At 65.8% G+C, this 14145-nt stretch carries 15 protein-coding genes; 11 read left to right on the forward strand and 4 right to left on the reverse strand.

Going from position 1 to position 14145, the window contains the following annotated elements; all coding sequences use genetic code 11:
- Positions 1-330 precede the first annotated feature (330 nt).
- The 3 genes from JNC62_RS15905 to coaBC all read left to right on the forward strand — a co-directional run bounded on the left by JNC62_RS15905 (position 331) and on the right by coaBC (position 3791).
- Complete coding sequence (locus tag JNC62_RS15905) at positions 331-1416, forward strand: hypothetical protein (protein ID WP_374839996.1); 1086 nt, start codon at positions 331-333, stop codon at positions 1414-1416.
- Between the two features lie 191 nt (positions 1417-1607).
- Positions 1608-2408, forward strand: coding sequence for a potassium channel family protein (locus JNC62_RS15910; RefSeq protein ID WP_374839997.1), 801 nt, complete (start codon positions 1608-1610; stop codon positions 2406-2408).
- A gap of 168 nt (positions 2409-2576) precedes the next feature.
- Positions 2577-3791 carry a bifunctional phosphopantothenoylcysteine decarboxylase/phosphopantothenate--cysteine ligase CoaBC gene (gene coaBC, locus JNC62_RS15915; protein WP_374839998.1) on the forward strand — a complete coding sequence of 405 codons (1215 nt, stop codon included), beginning with the start codon at positions 2577-2579 and terminating at the stop codon, positions 3789-3791.
- Between the two features lie 46 nt (positions 3792-3837).
- Here the strand turns inward: coaBC and JNC62_RS15920 are convergent, their stop codons facing one another.
- Positions 3838-4653: a class II glutamine amidotransferase gene (locus tag JNC62_RS15920; RefSeq protein ID WP_374839999.1), complete on the reverse strand. Its 816-nt coding sequence runs from the start codon at positions 4651-4653 to the stop codon at positions 3838-3840.
- A gap of 277 nt (positions 4654-4930) precedes the next feature.
- Between JNC62_RS15920 and JNC62_RS15925 the strand changes: the two genes are divergently transcribed.
- From JNC62_RS15925 to JNC62_RS15945, 5 genes are all read left to right on the forward strand, one after another.
- Positions 4931-5842 (forward strand): pirin family protein, encoded by a 912-nt coding sequence (locus JNC62_RS15925; protein WP_374840000.1) that lies wholly within the window; start codon positions 4931-4933, stop codon positions 5840-5842.
- Between the two features lie 175 nt (positions 5843-6017).
- On the forward strand, positions 6018-6695 hold the full coding sequence (locus JNC62_RS15930) for a FadR/GntR family transcriptional regulator (RefSeq protein WP_374840001.1): 678 nt from the start codon (positions 6018-6020) through the stop codon (positions 6693-6695).
- Positions 6692-7996 carry a CynX/NimT family MFS transporter gene (locus JNC62_RS15935; protein WP_374840002.1) on the forward strand — a complete coding sequence of 435 codons (1305 nt, stop codon included), beginning with the start codon at positions 6692-6694 and terminating at the stop codon, positions 7994-7996. Before JNC62_RS15930 ends, JNC62_RS15935 begins: the two co-directional genes overlap by 4 nt.
- Before the next feature lie 116 nt (positions 7997-8112).
- Positions 8113-8748, forward strand: coding sequence for a DUF1326 domain-containing protein (locus tag JNC62_RS15940; protein WP_374840003.1), 636 nt, complete (start codon positions 8113-8115; stop codon positions 8746-8748).
- 15 nt (positions 8749-8763) lie between these two features.
- Positions 8764-9615 carry a DUF2182 domain-containing protein gene (locus JNC62_RS15945; protein ID WP_374840004.1) on the forward strand — a complete coding sequence of 284 codons (852 nt, stop codon included), beginning with the start codon at positions 8764-8766 and terminating at the stop codon, positions 9613-9615.
- Positions 9616-9624: 9 nt separating this feature from the next.
- On the opposite strand, the gene JNC62_RS15950 is transcribed toward JNC62_RS15945, so the two are convergent.
- Complete coding sequence (locus tag JNC62_RS15950) at positions 9625-11208, reverse strand: peptide chain release factor 3 (protein WP_374840005.1); 1584 nt, start codon at positions 11206-11208, stop codon at positions 9625-9627.
- 94 nt (positions 11209-11302) lie between these two features.
- Between JNC62_RS15950 and dut the strand changes: the two genes are divergently transcribed.
- Together dut and JNC62_RS15960 are read left to right on the forward strand one after the other, a co-directional pair.
- Positions 11303-11779 (forward strand): dUTP diphosphatase, encoded by a 477-nt coding sequence (gene dut, locus JNC62_RS15955; RefSeq protein ID WP_374840006.1) that lies wholly within the window; start codon positions 11303-11305, stop codon positions 11777-11779.
- Positions 11776-12069: a hypothetical protein gene (locus tag JNC62_RS15960; RefSeq protein ID WP_374840007.1), complete on the forward strand. Its 294-nt coding sequence runs from the start codon at positions 11776-11778 to the stop codon at positions 12067-12069. Before dut ends, JNC62_RS15960 begins: the two co-directional genes overlap by 4 nt.
- Before the next feature lie 23 nt (positions 12070-12092).
- On the opposite strand, the gene JNC62_RS15965 is transcribed toward JNC62_RS15960, so the two are convergent.
- Positions 12093-12533: an Lrp/AsnC family transcriptional regulator gene (locus tag JNC62_RS15965; protein ID WP_374840066.1), complete on the reverse strand. Its 441-nt coding sequence runs from the start codon at positions 12531-12533 to the stop codon at positions 12093-12095.
- 122 nt (positions 12534-12655) lie between these two features.
- Between JNC62_RS15965 and JNC62_RS15970 the strand changes: the two genes are divergently transcribed.
- Positions 12656-13552, forward strand: a complete 897-nt coding sequence (locus tag JNC62_RS15970; RefSeq protein WP_374840008.1) for a DMT family transporter — start codon at positions 12656-12658, stop codon at positions 13550-13552.
- Between the two features lie 70 nt (positions 13553-13622).
- Here the strand turns inward: JNC62_RS15970 and JNC62_RS15975 are convergent, their stop codons facing one another.
- The gene (locus JNC62_RS15975) at positions 13623-14141 is read right to left on the reverse strand and encodes a Dps family protein (protein WP_374840009.1); all 519 of its coding nucleotides are present in this window, start codon (positions 14139-14141) and stop codon (positions 13623-13625) included.
- Between the last annotated feature and the right edge of the window lie 4 nt (positions 14142-14145).

The raw sequence follows: 14145 nt of genomic DNA on the forward strand, positions 1-14145 counted from the left end.
ATGCAGATCGCGCCTGACCGCGTCTGGGTTTCCCGCGGCAATTCTCTCAGATGAGCGCGGCCTTCGGCAACCTTTTTCGGTGTTCCGGCACAAACCACCGCACGGCGCCGCCGAGGCCGCTTCGCTGTGTCGAGCGGAAGTCTCCCTGGCGGCGCCATTAACTTCGCACTCGCTAAAATTAGCAGCTTCATCTTATCGAATTGGTCGCGGTTTAAGGAGCAGGCTCTGGCGTCGTGATCAGCCGCCTGCCCGGCACGCCACAAATTCGGCATAAATCCGGCTCCAAGCTCCACCGGGGCGTGCAATATAAATAATTCGGAGGATTGCGCCATGCGCAGAATCGGTAACCTCGCCCTCGCGGCATGCATCTCAACAACGCTTGCCGCCGTCCCGGTCGGCCTCGACCTGAAAAATCCGACCAAGCTCACCGCCGCGTCCGTCTTCGCCAAGGATGGCAATGGCGGCGGCAACGGCGGCGGCAATGGCGGCGGCGGAAACGGGGGTGGTAACGGCGGCGGCGGAAACAGCGGCGGTAAGGGCGGCGGCAGCGACAAGAGCGGCGGCGGCGACAAGGGTCGCGGGAGTGACAAGAGCGCAGGCAAGAACACCTCCGGACGCGGCAAGTCCGAAACCGCGCATGCGCGGGCTGAGACGAAGGAAAAGAAGGATCCGATCGCCAAGGCCCTCGACAAGCTCTTCGGCAAGGATGATGCCAAGGCGAAGACCAGGGTCGCGTCGGTGGATAAGTCGAGGCCGATGTCCAAGCCGGCCAAGACGAGCCCCGTCACGACGACCGCCAGGCTGCCGGTCCCGGAAGAAAAGCCGCTCTCGGCCAAGCTCGGCAGCCTGAATTCGCTGAAGCGCAACTATCACGCCTACATGAATTCGCAGGATCCGCGCATGGCCGCGGTCCGCGCCTACGTCATGGCCTATGCGCAGTTCGAGCTGGAGAACGGCGTCGACGCGGTGCCGGTCGATCCGGCTCTGAGCGACGAGGCGCTCAGCGCCGCCCTGCTTTCGGCCGCCAACAAGACCATCGATACGGCGCTGCCGGGCGAGCCGGCGGTCGTCGATCCCGAAGTCATGGACTGGGCGAAGGACGTCCTGGGCGTGGGCCCCTCGATCGGCAAGATCGATCAGGTGCGCGATGAACTGGCATCCCGACAGCCGACGGATGTCGTCACCGAGCAGCCGGATGAGCCGGACGCCGAACAGCCGACAGACGTCGTCGAGCAGCCGACCGAACCCGACGTCGAACAGCCGACGGATGTCGTCACGGAGAACCCAACCGAGCCGGAAGCCGAACAGCCGGCCGACGTTGTCACGGAGCTTCCCGCCGAACCCGAAACCGAGCAGCCGAGCGACGTTGTCACCGGGCTGCCCGGAGAAACCGAACAGGCCGCCGTGGCCGAATAGGCCCCGCCCTTCGCCGCACTGCGCCGCGCGGGCCGAAAAGACAGCCGAGGGGGCGCATCAGCGCGTCCTCGGTTGCTGTGAACGCCGTGTCGCGCCCCGCACGCCGTCACCCGGGCGACGTTTCGCCACCCCGCGCATCTCGGCGGCCCGGCCATGCTTGACCCGCAGGAGGCCCGGTCTAGATTGTTGCAATGGCTGAACGACGGAACATTGACCAGACAGCCGCACCCGTGATGGCGGCGATCCGCCATCGGCTGCGCAGCCTCTACTATGGCAGCCACCCCCGCGCGCTGGCGTTCCAGTTCTCCCTGATGATGGTCGATCTCGCCATCATCGTCTTCTTCCTGATGGGACCGTACCTGCGCGCCGGCAACGCCTATCTGCTCGTCGACTACGTCGTCACCGTCATCATTGCGCTCGAGCTGGTCGCGCGAATGCTGGTGGCGCCAAGCTTGCGCTACTGGCTCGGGCGGCCGATGACCTGGGTCGACCTGTTCATCCTCGCCACGCTGCTCTTTCCCAACCAGCTCGCCAACTTCGCCTTCCTGCGGGCGCTGCGGATCTGGGCAATCAGCCAGAGCCGGCTGTTCTCGCTGATGTTGAAGCGGCGGGGCTACAGCGAGTACGAGGACACGATCCAGGCCTGCGTCAACTTCCTGATCTTTTTGTTCATCGTCACCGGCTTCGTCTACTCGACCTTCTTCTACGGCGAGCACGTCGGCGGCTTCATCGATGCGATGTACTTCACGGTCGCCACCGTGACAACCACCGGCTTCGGCGACATCACCCTGCCCGGTCCACTCGGCAAGCTGACCTCAATCGTCACGATGATCATTGGCATCTCGCTGTTCGTGCGGCTGGCGCAGACGATCGTGCGACCGCCCAAGGTCACCTTCCCCTGCCCGCAATGCGGGCTGCGCCGCCACGATGCCGATGCGGTCCATTGCAAGGCCTGCGGCTACCTCCTGAATATTCCCGACGAGGGCAGCTGATGGCGAAGCGCCCCGCCTTTTCCGGCCTGCCTTGCGAAGCGACGCCTCACGATCGGCCGCTCCGGGACATTGCGGAATTCCGTTCCCGTTCGTGCGGTTATGCGCTAGGAACCTCACTCTGCCTGCCGCCCCGGCGGCGGCCCTGATCGCCATGGATGGAACCGGCTCATGACCTTGAAGGACAAGCGCATTCTTCTGATCATCTCGGGCGGCATCGCCGCCTACAAGAGCCTCGACCTGATCCGCCGGCTGCGCGAGCGCGGCGCGACGGTGGTGCCGGTGATGACGGCCGGCGCGCAGCAGTTCGTCACCCCGCTGGCCGTCGGCGCGCTGTCATCCGGCCATGTCTTCACCGACCTGTTTTCGCGCGAGGATGAGCAGGACGTCGGCCATATCCGGCTGGCGCGCGATTGCGACCTCGTCGTCGTGGCGCCGGCCACCGCCGACCTGATGGCGAAGATGGCGAACGGCCTGGCCGACGATCTCGCCTCGACCGTCCTTCTGGCGACCGACCGTCCGGTGCTGATCGCGCCGGCGATGAACCCGAAGATGTGGACGCATCCCGCCACGTTGCGCAACGCCGAGACGCTTGCCGGCGACGGCATCCGCTTCGTCGGCCCGAACGCCGGCGAGATGGCCGAGGGCGGCGAGGCCGGGCTTGGCCGCATGGCCGAGCCGCTGGAGATCGCAGCAGCCGCCGAACGGATGCTGGACGGCGGGCCGAGACCGCTTGCCGGCAAGAAGGCGATCGTCACCTCCGGCCCCACGCACGAGCCGATCGACCCGGTGCGCTACATCGCCAACCGCTCCTCCGGCCGGCAGGGACACGCGATCGCCGCCGCGCTCGCCAAACTCGGCGCGGACGTCACCCTTGTCTCCGGCCCGGTCGAGATCCCGGATCCCGCCGGTGTCACGACCGTGCATGTCGAGCGCGCCGAGGAGATGCTGGCGGCGGTCGTCGCAGCACTCCCCGCCGACATCGCCGTGATGGTGGCGGCCGTCGCCGACTGGCGCGTCGCTGCGGCCGGCACGCAGAAGATCAAAAAGAAGCCGGGCGAGGCACCGCCGCCGCTTTTGCTTGCCGAAAACCCCGACATCCTCAAGACGATCGGCCATCATGCCGACCGCCCGAAGCTGGTCGTCGGCTTTGCCGCCGAGACGCAGGACGTGGAGGCGAATGCGCGCGAGAAACTGACGCGCAAGGGCGCCGACCTGATCGTCGCCAACGACGTCTCGCCGGCAACCGGCATCATGGGCGGCAGCCGCAACAGCGTCAGGATCGTCTCCAGGGACGGCGTCGACGCCTGGCCGGACCTGGCCAAGGCCGAGGTCGCCACGCGCCTGGCGGCATTGATCGCCGAAAGGCTCGCGGCGCTGCCGTGACGGGCCTGGCCGGCCCCGACCGCCCGGCTGCCAGCGAGAGGCCGCGTCAGCCGGCCACGGCGAGATTGCCTTTGGCCGGCGCGTGGCTGCCGGGCGCAAAAAGCTGCACGTCGATGCCGTCCTCGCCGAGGACGACGGCGCTGCCGTCGGGGATTTCGACCCAGGCATCGGTGTCGTCGTTGAGCGGCTCGGAAACGAGGCAATAGCCGCCCGTCCGGTCCATCGGCGCGGCATACAGCGTCGGCGCGTGTAAATCGGTGGCGTACCGCACGGCATAAAGGGTGCGCCCGTCGGAGAAGGCGGCGGTGAAGCGGACGAGGACCTTGCGGCCGAGCTGCGCCGCCAGCCGCTCGACCAGGCCGATGGTCTCGGCCATGGCGGCGAGCGGGTCGCGCTCGAGACCGAACTGCTTGGCAAGCAGGAACAGAAGCTCGGAATCGGTCGCGCCGGTGCGGGCGGCGTAGAGATCGTTGTCGAGCATCGATTCCATCGGCCGGCGCAGATGTTCGAAATCGGCGATCTGGCCGTTGTGCATGAACGACCAGACGCCATGGACGAAGGGATGGCAGTTGTCGCGCCGCGTGCCGCCGCCGGTCGCCGCGCGGACATGGGCGAGAAACAGCGGCGAGCGGATCTGCCGGGCGAGGCTTTTCAGGTTGCAGTCCGACCAGGCCGGCAGGATATCGCGGTAGCGCCCCGGTTCCGGCCGCTCGCCGTACCAGGCGATCCCGAAACCGTCGCCGTTCGTCGCCGTCTTCGCCCGCGTCGCGCAATGGGATTGCTCGATCAGCGAGTGGGCCGGCGAGGAGACCAGTTCCTCGAGATAGAGCGGTTTTCCGCGATAGGCTGCCCATCGGCACATTGGTTTCACTCGCTTTCTGCCGGCCTTCCGGCCGAAAGGTGGACGAACGCATTGACCCGGTGCCGGACCAGAATCATCGAAAAAAGGTAAAAATGCGTTAACGAAAGTAAACGGCCCGGAAACCATATGCGCCATTTTGGACCGAAACCCCGCCGGGGCCCGTTCCCTGCGAGACAGGCGATTTGTGAACACTGCGTTTCAGCGTCCACAATTTCTTACCCTTGCGGCCCGCACTATATTCACCGGCAAGTGACGAACCATTGAGAGGTCCCCTTGCATGTCCATACGCCCCGTCAAGCATGAAAGCATCGCCCGCCCCGCCATGGAGGGCGCCGGCGTCAAGCTCCACCGCGTCTTCGGCTTCGGCGACCCGTCGTTGACCGACCCCTTCCTGATGATGGATGACTTCCGCAACGACGATCCCGCCGACTACATTCGCGGCTTTCCCTGGCACCCCCACCGCGGCATCGAGACGATCACCTATGTGCTCGCCGGCACCGTCGAGCATGGCGACAGCCTCGGCAACCACGGCACCATGGGTGCCGGCGACGTCCAGTGGATGACCGCCGGCAGCGGCATCCTGCACCAGGAGATGCCGAAGGGCGATTTTGCCGGGCGCATGCACGGCTTCCAGCTCTGGGCCAACCTGCCATCGTCGCTGAAGATGACCGCGCCGCGTTACCAGGACATCAAGTCCACCGACATTCCGGTGGTCGTCGACGACGACGGCACGGCGGTGCGTATCATCAGCGGCGACTTCTGGGGCAAGAAAGGCCCGGTCGACGGCATCGCCGCCGAGCCGGTCTATCTCGACGTCTCGGTGCCGCCCGGCAAGACGAAGACGATTCCAGTCGACACCTACCGGTCGGCCTTCGCTTACATATTCGCCGGGTCCGGCACCTTCCGCGATGCCTCGAAGCCCTTCGGCGTCAAGGTCGAGAAGGAATACCAGGGCGAGGAGCTGAACATCCGCGACCTTTCCGGAAACCGGACGCTGGTCGTCTTCGACACCGGCGACCATGTGACGGTGCAGGCAGGCGAAAAGGGTATCCGCTTCCTGCTTGTCACCGGCAAGCCGATCCAGGAGCCGGTCGCCTGGCACGGACCGATCGTGATGAACACGCGGGAGGAATTGCAGCAGGCGATGCGCGAGCTGCAAAACGGCACCTTCATCAAGCCCGCACATTGACAGGACTGCCGCGTTCTCCGTTGCCGTGTCTTGAGTTGGAGAAAACAGCAGGCGTCATAAGCCCAAAACCAGACGAAAAGGGTCGCGCGCGGCCCTTTTCACTTTGGGTGGGCAATTGACCTACCTGCGAAGCGTCTCTATTCATCGAGTCATCCGATGACTTGATGAATGCAAGATGGAAACGGTGCACCGAAGCAACCTCGCGGAAACCGCAGCCGAGGCGATCCGCAAGGAGATCGTCGCCAAGCGCTGGCGCGTCGGCGACCGGCTGCCGAACGAGGCGTCGCTGTCGGCCATGCTGGCGGTGAGCCGCGGGACGGTGCGCGAGGCGGTCCGCGCCCTTGCCGCACAGGGCTACCTCGAAACGCGCCAGGGGTCTGGCACCTATGTGCTCACGACCGTCGATCCCGCACCCCGCCTGACCGCGGCGCGAGGTGCAAGCCTGCGCGACCAGTTCGAAGCACGCCTGGCCCTCGACGTGGAAGCGGCCCGCCTTGCGGCACTCCGGCAGACGCCGAAGATGATCGCGAGGCTTCGCACGCTTCTCGCCCGCCGCGGCAGCTACGACGGCTCGGACCGGGCCGCCTTCATCGAACGCGATCTTGCCTTCCACAAGGCGGTGATCTCCGCTTCGGGCAACCGGGCGATGGTCGAGATCTACGAGTTCTTCTCGCAATCGATCGCGGAGACGATCGAGGCCACCCTGGGCAACGACCTGCCCGAACCCGACATGCAGGCCCACGCCGACATCGTCGACGCCATCGAGACCGGCGAGCCGGAGAAGGCGGATGCCGCTGTCCGGCGTTTCATGCACCCCATCACTGCCGCTCTCGATCAAATGGCGAAATCATGAACCTGCATCTCGAGGACGCGGCCACCACCGCCGAGGACATAGACCGCCAGCTGATCGACGCGGAAGCGGACAGCGTCCCGCCGCCTGTCCCGCCGGCAGCTGGCAGCGGCCTTGCCCGCGTCATTCTCGGGGCCAGCCTGGTGCTGATCGCGTTCAACCTGCGGCCGGTGTTTTCCAGCGCCTCGGCACTTCTGCCGGAGATCCGCAGCACCCTGCAGCTTTCGCCGCTGGGCGCGAGCCTGCTGACCACCTTGCCGGTCGTTTGCCTCGGCCTGTTCTCGCCGATCGCACCACGTCTTGCACAGAGGATCGGCAGCGAGCGCACGCTGCTGGCGGTTCTCTTACTGCTGGCGCTGGGCACCGCCCTGCGCGGCCTGTCCTCGATCCCGCTCCTCTTCCTTGGAACGGCGCTCGCCGGCGCCTGCATTGCCGTCGGAAACGTCCTGCTGCCCGGTCTGGTGAAGCGCGATTTCGCCGAGCGCACGGCCTCGATGACCGGACTTTACACCATGGCCCTGTGCGGTGGCGCCGCCGCCGCCGCCGGCCTCTCCATCCCCGTCGCGCAGGCATTCGGAGGGTCGCTGAATGCGGCGCTGGCGATCTGGGCCGTCCCCGCAGTCATCGTCGGCCTGATATGGCTTCCCCAGGCAATGTCCGTCGACCGGGCCGGACGGCGCACCGGCTTCCGGGTCGAGGGCCTGTGGCGCGACCGCCTGGCGTGGCAGGTCACGCTTTTCATGGGCTTGCAGTCCGCCCTCGCCTACTGCGTTTTCGGCTGGCTGGTGCCGATCCTGCGGGAGCGTGGGCTCGACGGCGTCACCGCAGGCGCAATCGTCTCCATGTCCGTCATGGTCCAGTCGGCAGCCTGCATCGTCGCACCGCAGATCGCCGTTCGAGGCAAGGACCAACGGCTGATCCACGTGGTGCTTTGCGCCCTTGCCGTGATCGCTCTGCTGGGCCTGCTTTTTGCCCCGCTGTCGACCGCGTGGTTCTGGGCAGTGCTGCAGGGCGTCGGCCAGGGCGGATTGATTGCCGTCGCAATGACGGCGATCGTGCTTCGCTCACCCGATGCGCATGTCGCCGCCCATCTGTCCGGCATGGCGCAGTGCGTGGGCTACCTGCTTGCCGCCATCGGCCCGCTGATCGTCGGCCTCATCCAGAGCTGGACGGGCAGCTTCCAGGCCAGCGCGGTTCTCTTCGTGCTTCTCGGCGTTGGCGCTGCCATCAACGGCTGGGGTGCCGGACGGGCGCTTCATGTTGGTGCCAGGACTGTCAAGCTCGACGATCCGACCCGCGCCTAAGGCGCAGCTCCCGCAGGCGAACTGCCGAGGGCAGCCGAGTTTGCTGGACAAGTAGAAGGCGCAGGTATTTAATCAGCAACTCCTAAAATTCTCATTTCCAGGTGTTGGAGGGCGTCATGGCGAACGTCAAATGGGAACTCCAGGGACGTGAATTCTTTCAGTGCAATTGTGCCTATAGCTGCCCCTGCCAGTTCAACGACCTTCCGACACATGGCAATTGCCGGTCGGCCGGGGCGATCGACATCGAAACCGGTTTTCACGGGGATACCAGGCTCGACGGGCTGCGGATCGCAATGATCGCCACCTGGCCGGGCGCAATCCACGAGGGCCATGGCCAATGCGTGCCAATCATCGACGAGCGCGCCACGCCGGAACAGCGCAACGCCCTGCTCCGCATCACGAGCGGCCAGGACACGGAGCCCGGCGCCACCTTCTTCGCCGTCTTTGCCACGACTTTCGACACCGTGCACGAGCCGGTCTTTGCGCAGATCGACTTCGATGTCGACGTGGACAAGCGGACGGCGCGGATCGGAGTTCCGGGGTGGATCGACGCGCGCGGCGAGCCAATCCTCAACCCGGTAACGGGCGACGAACACCGTGTCCGACTCACCCTGCCGCAGGGATTCGAATTTGACACCTGCGAGGTCGGCCGCGGATGGGCGGAAGTCAAGGGCCCGCTGACGGTATCGCTGGCCGACAGCCACGCCCATTTCGCCCGCCTCCACATGACTGAAACCGGTGTCGTCCACTAGATAATCGGTCGGGCCATGGCGGCTTCAGCACTCGACACGATCCTCAGGCGAGACCGCATCATCGTGGCCGTATGCCTTGCAGCGATTACGGCGCTCGCGTGGTTCTATCTTCTCTCCCTGGCACGGTCGATGGGCGACGCCGGCATATCTATGGAGGGCATGTCGGGGATGGAGGGGTCGCAGGACATGCCGGGGATGGACATGACCGGCATGGCGGGGACGATGGCAAGCCGGCCAGCCTGGAGCCCCGGCGACGCCGCGCTCGTGTTCACCATGTGGTTCGTGATGATGATCGGCATGATGCTGCCATCCGCAGCCCCGATGCTGCTTCTCTATGCACGGGTCGGCCGGCATGCGGAGGCGCAGGGCACGCCGTTTGCCGCGACCGGCATCTTCGGCGCCGGCTATCTCGCGGCCTGGTCCCTGTTCTCGCTCGCTGCCACATTTGGCCAGTGGCTGCTCGAGCGCTCACTTTTGCTGACACCGATGATGGAAAGCAGCAGCACCGTCCTCAGCGGTGTCACGCTCATCATCGCCGGGATCTATCAGTGGACGCCGTTGAAACATGCCTGCCTTTCAAAATGCCGGGCGCCAGTGGCCTTCCTCCAGGCGGCCGGCGGGTTCCGGCGCGATCCGGCAGGCGCGTTTGCCATGGGCGTGCAGCATGGCGCCTATTGCGTCGGCTGCTGCTGGCCGCTGATGCTGCTTCTGTTCGTCGGCGGCGTGATGAACATTCTCTGGATCGCCGCAATCGCGATCTTCGTGCTGGCCGAAAAAGTCGTGCCGGGCGGCGACCGCATCGGGCGGATCGCCGGCGCGCTTCTCATTGGCGCCGGCGCGTGGTTCCTCGTCAGGGGGCTTCAGTAAGCCTGAACCTCACGCCGCCTTGGCGACGTGGTATTCCTTGATCGCGGCCATCTTGATCGCCGGATGGCGCTCATGCTCGTAGCGCAGCGAGAACGCGTCCTGCGCCATGAACACCGGGTCGCCGTCGAGGTCGCGGGCGATATCGCCGCGGCGCACGGTGACGAACTTTTCGAGGTCTGCCGGATTGTCGGCGGAGATCCAGCGGCAGACGGAGAAGCGCGACATCTCGAACGAAACGGGCAGGCCGTATTCCTGCTGGAGGCGTTCCTTCAAGACGTCGAGCTGCAGTGCGCCGACGACGCCGACGATCGCCGGCGAGCCATCCTCGGGCGAGAACAGCTGGACGACGCCTTCTTCCGCCATCTGGTGCAGCGCTTCCTTCAGCTTCTTCGCCTTCATCGCGTCCTCGAGCCGGACTCGGCGCAAGATCTCCGGCGAGAAGTTCGGGACGCCCTCGAAGACGAGCGCCTCGCCTTCGGTCAGCGTGTCGCCGATGCGCAAGGTGCCGTGGTTCGGAATGCCGACCACGTCGCCGGCATAGGCCGTATCCGCCAGTTGCCGCTGCGAGGCGAAGAAGAACTGCGGCGCAGTGAGGCCGATCAGCTTGCCGGTGCGCGCCAACCGCGCCTTCATGCCGCGCTCCAGCTTGCCGGAGCAGACGCGGGCAAAGGCGATGCGGTCGCGGTGGTTCGGGTCCATGTTCGCCTGGATCTTGAAGACGAAGGCCGTCATCTTGTCTTCCGCCGCATGCACGGTGCGGATGTCCGCCACCTGATCGCGCGGCGGCGGGGCATAGGCGCCGAGCGCATTGATGAGGTCGCGCACGCCAAAATTGCGCAAGGCCGAGCCGAAATAGACGGGCGTCAGGTGGCCTTCGAGGAAGGCCTTCCTGTCGAACGGCTTGCAGGCCTCGATCGCCAGCGTCAACTCTTCGACAAACGCTTCGCGCTCGTTCTCGGGCAGGCGATGCGACGCCATTTCCGGATCGTTGACCTTGGTGAGGCGTTCTTGCGTGTCGGCGCCGCGCACCTCGTTGGTGGCGAGATGGTAGGAGCCACAGAAGGTTTTGGCGCGACCGATCGGCCAGGTGACGGGCGCGCAATCGAGCGCCAGCTTCTCCTCGACCTCGTCGAGGATCTCGAAGGGATCGCGGCTCTCGCGGTCCATCTTGTTGATGAAGGTGATGATCGGGATGTCGCGCATGCGGCACACCTCGAACAGCTTCAGGGTGCGCGGCTCGATGCCCTTGGCGGCGTCGATGACCATGACCGCCGCGTCGACCGCCGTCAGCGTGCGGTAGGTGTCGTCGGCGAAGTCCTCGTGGCCGGGCGTGTCGAGGATGTTAAAGACATTGCCCTCGTACTCAAAGGTCATCACCGAGGTGACGACCGAAATACCGCGCTCGCGCTCGATCTTCATCCAGTCCGAACGGGTCTGGATCCGGTCCTTCTTCGCCTTGACCTCGCCGGCGAGCTGGATCGCGCCGCCGAACAGGAGCAGCTTCTCGGTGAGCGTCGTTTTACCGGCATCCGGGTGCGCAATAATAGCGAATGTGCGGCGGCGGGAGACCGCCTCGGCGAGACTTTCGGCCATGCTTTCTGAATTTCCTGTTGATCGCGCGCCTTCTACTGGTTTCCTCGGCGATTTGCAAATTGACGAGGGAAACCCGCGGACGGCTTATGCAGCCATGACCACGACCAAAGCGACCGCCATTCCGACCCTCAATCTTGTCCGCCTGCCGCATGGCGACGGCCTCGACCTGCCGGCCTACGAGACCGCCGGCGCGGCCGGCATGGACCTGCGCGCCGCCATCGGCGACGGCGAGCGGCTCGTGATCCGCCCGGGCAAGCGGGCGCTGGTGCCGACCGGCTTCGTCTTCGAGATTCCCGCGGGTTACGAAGGGCAGGTCCGGCCGCGCTCCGGACTGGCCTTCAAGTACGGCATCACCTGCCTCAATACGCCGGGCACGATCGACAGCGACTACAGGGGCGAGGTCCACGTGCTGCTGATCAACCTGGGCGAGGAGAAGTTCGTCGTCGAACGCGGCATGCGCATCGCCCAGTTGGTGATCGCCCCCGTCGTCCAGGCGGCGGTGCGGGAGGCGAACATTGCCGGCGAGACCGGTCGCGGCGCCGGCGGCTTCGGCTCGACCGGCGTGCAATGAACGATCGCACCGGCCTGGTCTATCGCGAGGGTTTTTTCGACACTCCCGGCGGGTGGGCGGCTCTCAAGGATATCCTCGAAAGCGTATTCGGCATCGACCTCAATCCCCTCGACCGGCTGGGCGGCCCCGACCCGAGCAGCCTGCCGTCGGCCTATTTCGATCCGGCGGGGCGGTGCGTCGCCAACTTCACCGCCTTTTCGCTGCCGCTGATGGTCGACCGGCGGGTGGTGAAGGCCGCCGGCCTGATGCCGGCCGGACCGGGCCGGCTTTCGCCGATGGCCGAGGTCTGACCCGGCCGCGACCGATACCGTCGCTATGGCAACAGCCCCGGCAGCCGCCTCTTCACAGGCGTGGCCTTCACCAGCGAGGTGTTCGTCTGCGCCCGCTCGGCGATGCCGTCGAGCAGCGTGTCGAGCTCTTCCATCGAGCGCAGGTAAAGCCGGACGATGAAACAGTCGTCGCCGGTGACCTTGTCGCACTCGACGCATTGCGGCATCTCCTGGATCAGGCGCTCGACGATATGCAACTGGCCGGGCAGCGGGCGCACCCGCACGATCGCCTGCAGCGAATAGCCGATCTGGTGCGGATTGACATCGATGGTGAAGGCGTCGATGACGCCGCGCTCCTCCAGCTTGCGCAGCCGCTCGGCCACGCTCGGAGACGACAGCTCCGTCGCCGCGGCCAGCTCCTTCAGCGATAACCGGGCGTTCTCCGCCAGCAGCGCCAGTATGCGCCTGTCCGTGTCATCCATAATCATCCATCCGCTCAAAACACCTAAGATTATAAATAAACAATAGCATATAGCCTAAGAAATTCCATGGAGACCCGACGCAGCGGCTCCTATTCTTCGCGCCATGGTATCGCGGGAGAAAGACCATGGACAAGACAATCCGGGCCGGCGCAGTCGAGATGACGGCGGCCATGCTGATTTCCGGAACGATCGGCTGGTTCGTGCTGGTCTCGGGCCAGCCGACGTTGAACGTGGTGTTCTGGCGTTGCGCGATCGGCACGGTCGGCCTTGCCGCCATTTGCGCGGCCCTCGGGCTGTTGCGGCCCGGCCTGCTCACGCGGCGACGGTTTATCCTTGCCGTCCTTGGCGGCGTCGCGATCGTCGCCAACTGGCTGCTGCTGTTTGCCGCCTATCCGCTGGCGTCGATCTCGATTGCCACCACGGTCTACAACACCCAGCCGTTCATGCTGCTGGCGCTCGGCGCGCTGTTCTTCAAGGAACAGGTGACGGCGGCCAAGCTGTCCTGGCTGGCGCTGTCCTTTGCCGGAATGGTGGCCATCGTGCAGGCGAAGCCGGCCGGCGGTCTCGGCGGCGCCGACTACGCGCTCGGGATCGGGTTCTCCCTCGGCGCCGCGTTCTTCTACGCGCTGGCCGCCATCGCCGCCAAGGGCCTGAAGGGCACGCCGCCGCACCTGATCGCCCTGATCCAGGTTGCCACCGGCGTCGTGATGCTGCTGCCGTTCGCCGATTTTTCGGCGCTGCCGTCGACCCCCGCCGCCTGGTCGAGCCTGGCCACGCTTGGCATCGTCCACACCGGGGTGATGTATGTGCTGCTCTACGGGGCGGTCCAGAAGCTGCCGACCCACCTGACCGGCGCGCTCTCCTTCATCTACCCCGTGGCGGCGATCCTCGTCGACCGCGTCGCCTTCGGCCATGCCTTGCAGCCAACGCAGATCGTAGGGGCTGCCGTGATCCTGATCGCGGCGATGGGCATGAACCTCGGCTGGTCACCGGCGCGCATGCTGCGGCGGAGCGCCAGCTAGGCGGGGAGCGACGGGCCCTGCCGGCACCCTGCCGCTGGCTTGGCTTTAGGCTGGCCCGCGTGTGGTCGCGCTACTTCGACTGCCGCGTCGCCTCGAACAGGAACCAGGTGCGGCGCTCGGCCTCATCGATCCAGGTCTCGAGCAGGCTTGCGCTCGCCACGTCGCCGTGCTCGTCGCACAGGCCGTGCGTCTCGCGCATGAGCGAGATGAGATGTTTGTTGTCCTCCAGAAGTTCGGCCAGCATGTCCCCCGGGGTAACGTAGTCGGCGTCGTTGTCGGGGATGCGCTGGAGGCGCGCGGCATGGCCGATCGAGCGCAGTGTCGTGCCGCCGATCTTGCGGGCCCGCTCGGCGATGTCATCTGTCGTTGCGAAGATTTCCTGGGCCTGCTCGTCCAGCAGCAGGTGATAGTCGCGAAAATGCGGACCGGACACGTGCCAGTGGAAGTTCTTGGTCTTCAGGTAAAGCGCCAAGACATCGGCGAGAAGCGCCGTCAGCGCGGTCGAAATGTCGGTGATGGCGTTGGAGGCGAGACCCGAAGGCGTCTTCAGGGGCGCCAGCCTGCGTTTTTCGGCTGAAGTCGGCGACATGCGG

The organism is Mycoplana ramosa (assembly GCF_041930185.1).
GTDB lineage: Bacteria > Pseudomonadota > Alphaproteobacteria > Rhizobiales > Rhizobiaceae > Mycoplana > Mycoplana ramosa.

Bases quoted from the DNA above. Each gene is read 5' to 3' on its own strand.
- JNC62_RS15925 (WP_374840000.1), top strand. From the start codon at position 4,931: ATGTCCATACGCCCCGTCAAGCATGAAAGCATCGCCCGCCCCGCCATG.
- JNC62_RS15940 (WP_374840003.1), top strand. From the start codon at position 8,113: ATGGCGAACGTCAAATGGGAACTCCAGGGACGTGAATTCTTTCAGTGC.
- coaBC (WP_374839998.1), top strand. From the start codon at position 2,577: ATGACCTTGAAGGACAAGCGCATTCTTCTGATCATCTCGGGCGGCATC.
- JNC62_RS15905 (WP_374839996.1), top strand. From the start codon at position 331: ATGCGCAGAATCGGTAACCTCGCCCTCGCGGCATGCATCTCAACAACG.
- JNC62_RS15950 (WP_374840005.1), bottom strand. From the start codon at position 11,208: ATGGCCGAAAGTCTCGCCGAGGCGGTCTCCCGCCGCCGCACATTCGCT.
- JNC62_RS15930 (WP_374840001.1), top strand. From the start codon at position 6,018: ATGGAAACGGTGCACCGAAGCAACCTCGCGGAAACCGCAGCCGAGGCG.
- JNC62_RS15945 (WP_374840004.1), top strand. From the start codon at position 8,764: ATGGCGGCTTCAGCACTCGACACGATCCTCAGGCGAGACCGCATCATC.
- JNC62_RS15970 (WP_374840008.1), top strand. From the start codon at position 12,656: ATGGACAAGACAATCCGGGCCGGCGCAGTCGAGATGACGGCGGCCATG.
- JNC62_RS15975 (WP_374840009.1), bottom strand. From the start codon at position 14,141: ATGTCGCCGACTTCAGCCGAAAAACGCAGGCTGGCGCCCCTGAAGACG.
- JNC62_RS15920 (WP_374839999.1), bottom strand. From the start codon at position 4,653: ATGTGCCGATGGGCAGCCTATCGCGGAAAACCGCTCTATCTCGAGGAA.
- JNC62_RS15935 (WP_374840002.1), top strand. From the start codon at position 6,692: ATGAACCTGCATCTCGAGGACGCGGCCACCACCGCCGAGGACATAGAC.
- dut (WP_374840006.1), top strand. From the start codon at position 11,303: ATGACCACGACCAAAGCGACCGCCATTCCGACCCTCAATCTTGTCCGC.
- JNC62_RS15910 (WP_374839997.1), top strand. From the start codon at position 1,608: ATGGCTGAACGACGGAACATTGACCAGACAGCCGCACCCGTGATGGCG.
- JNC62_RS15960 (WP_374840007.1), top strand. From the start codon at position 11,776: ATGAACGATCGCACCGGCCTGGTCTATCGCGAGGGTTTTTTCGACACT.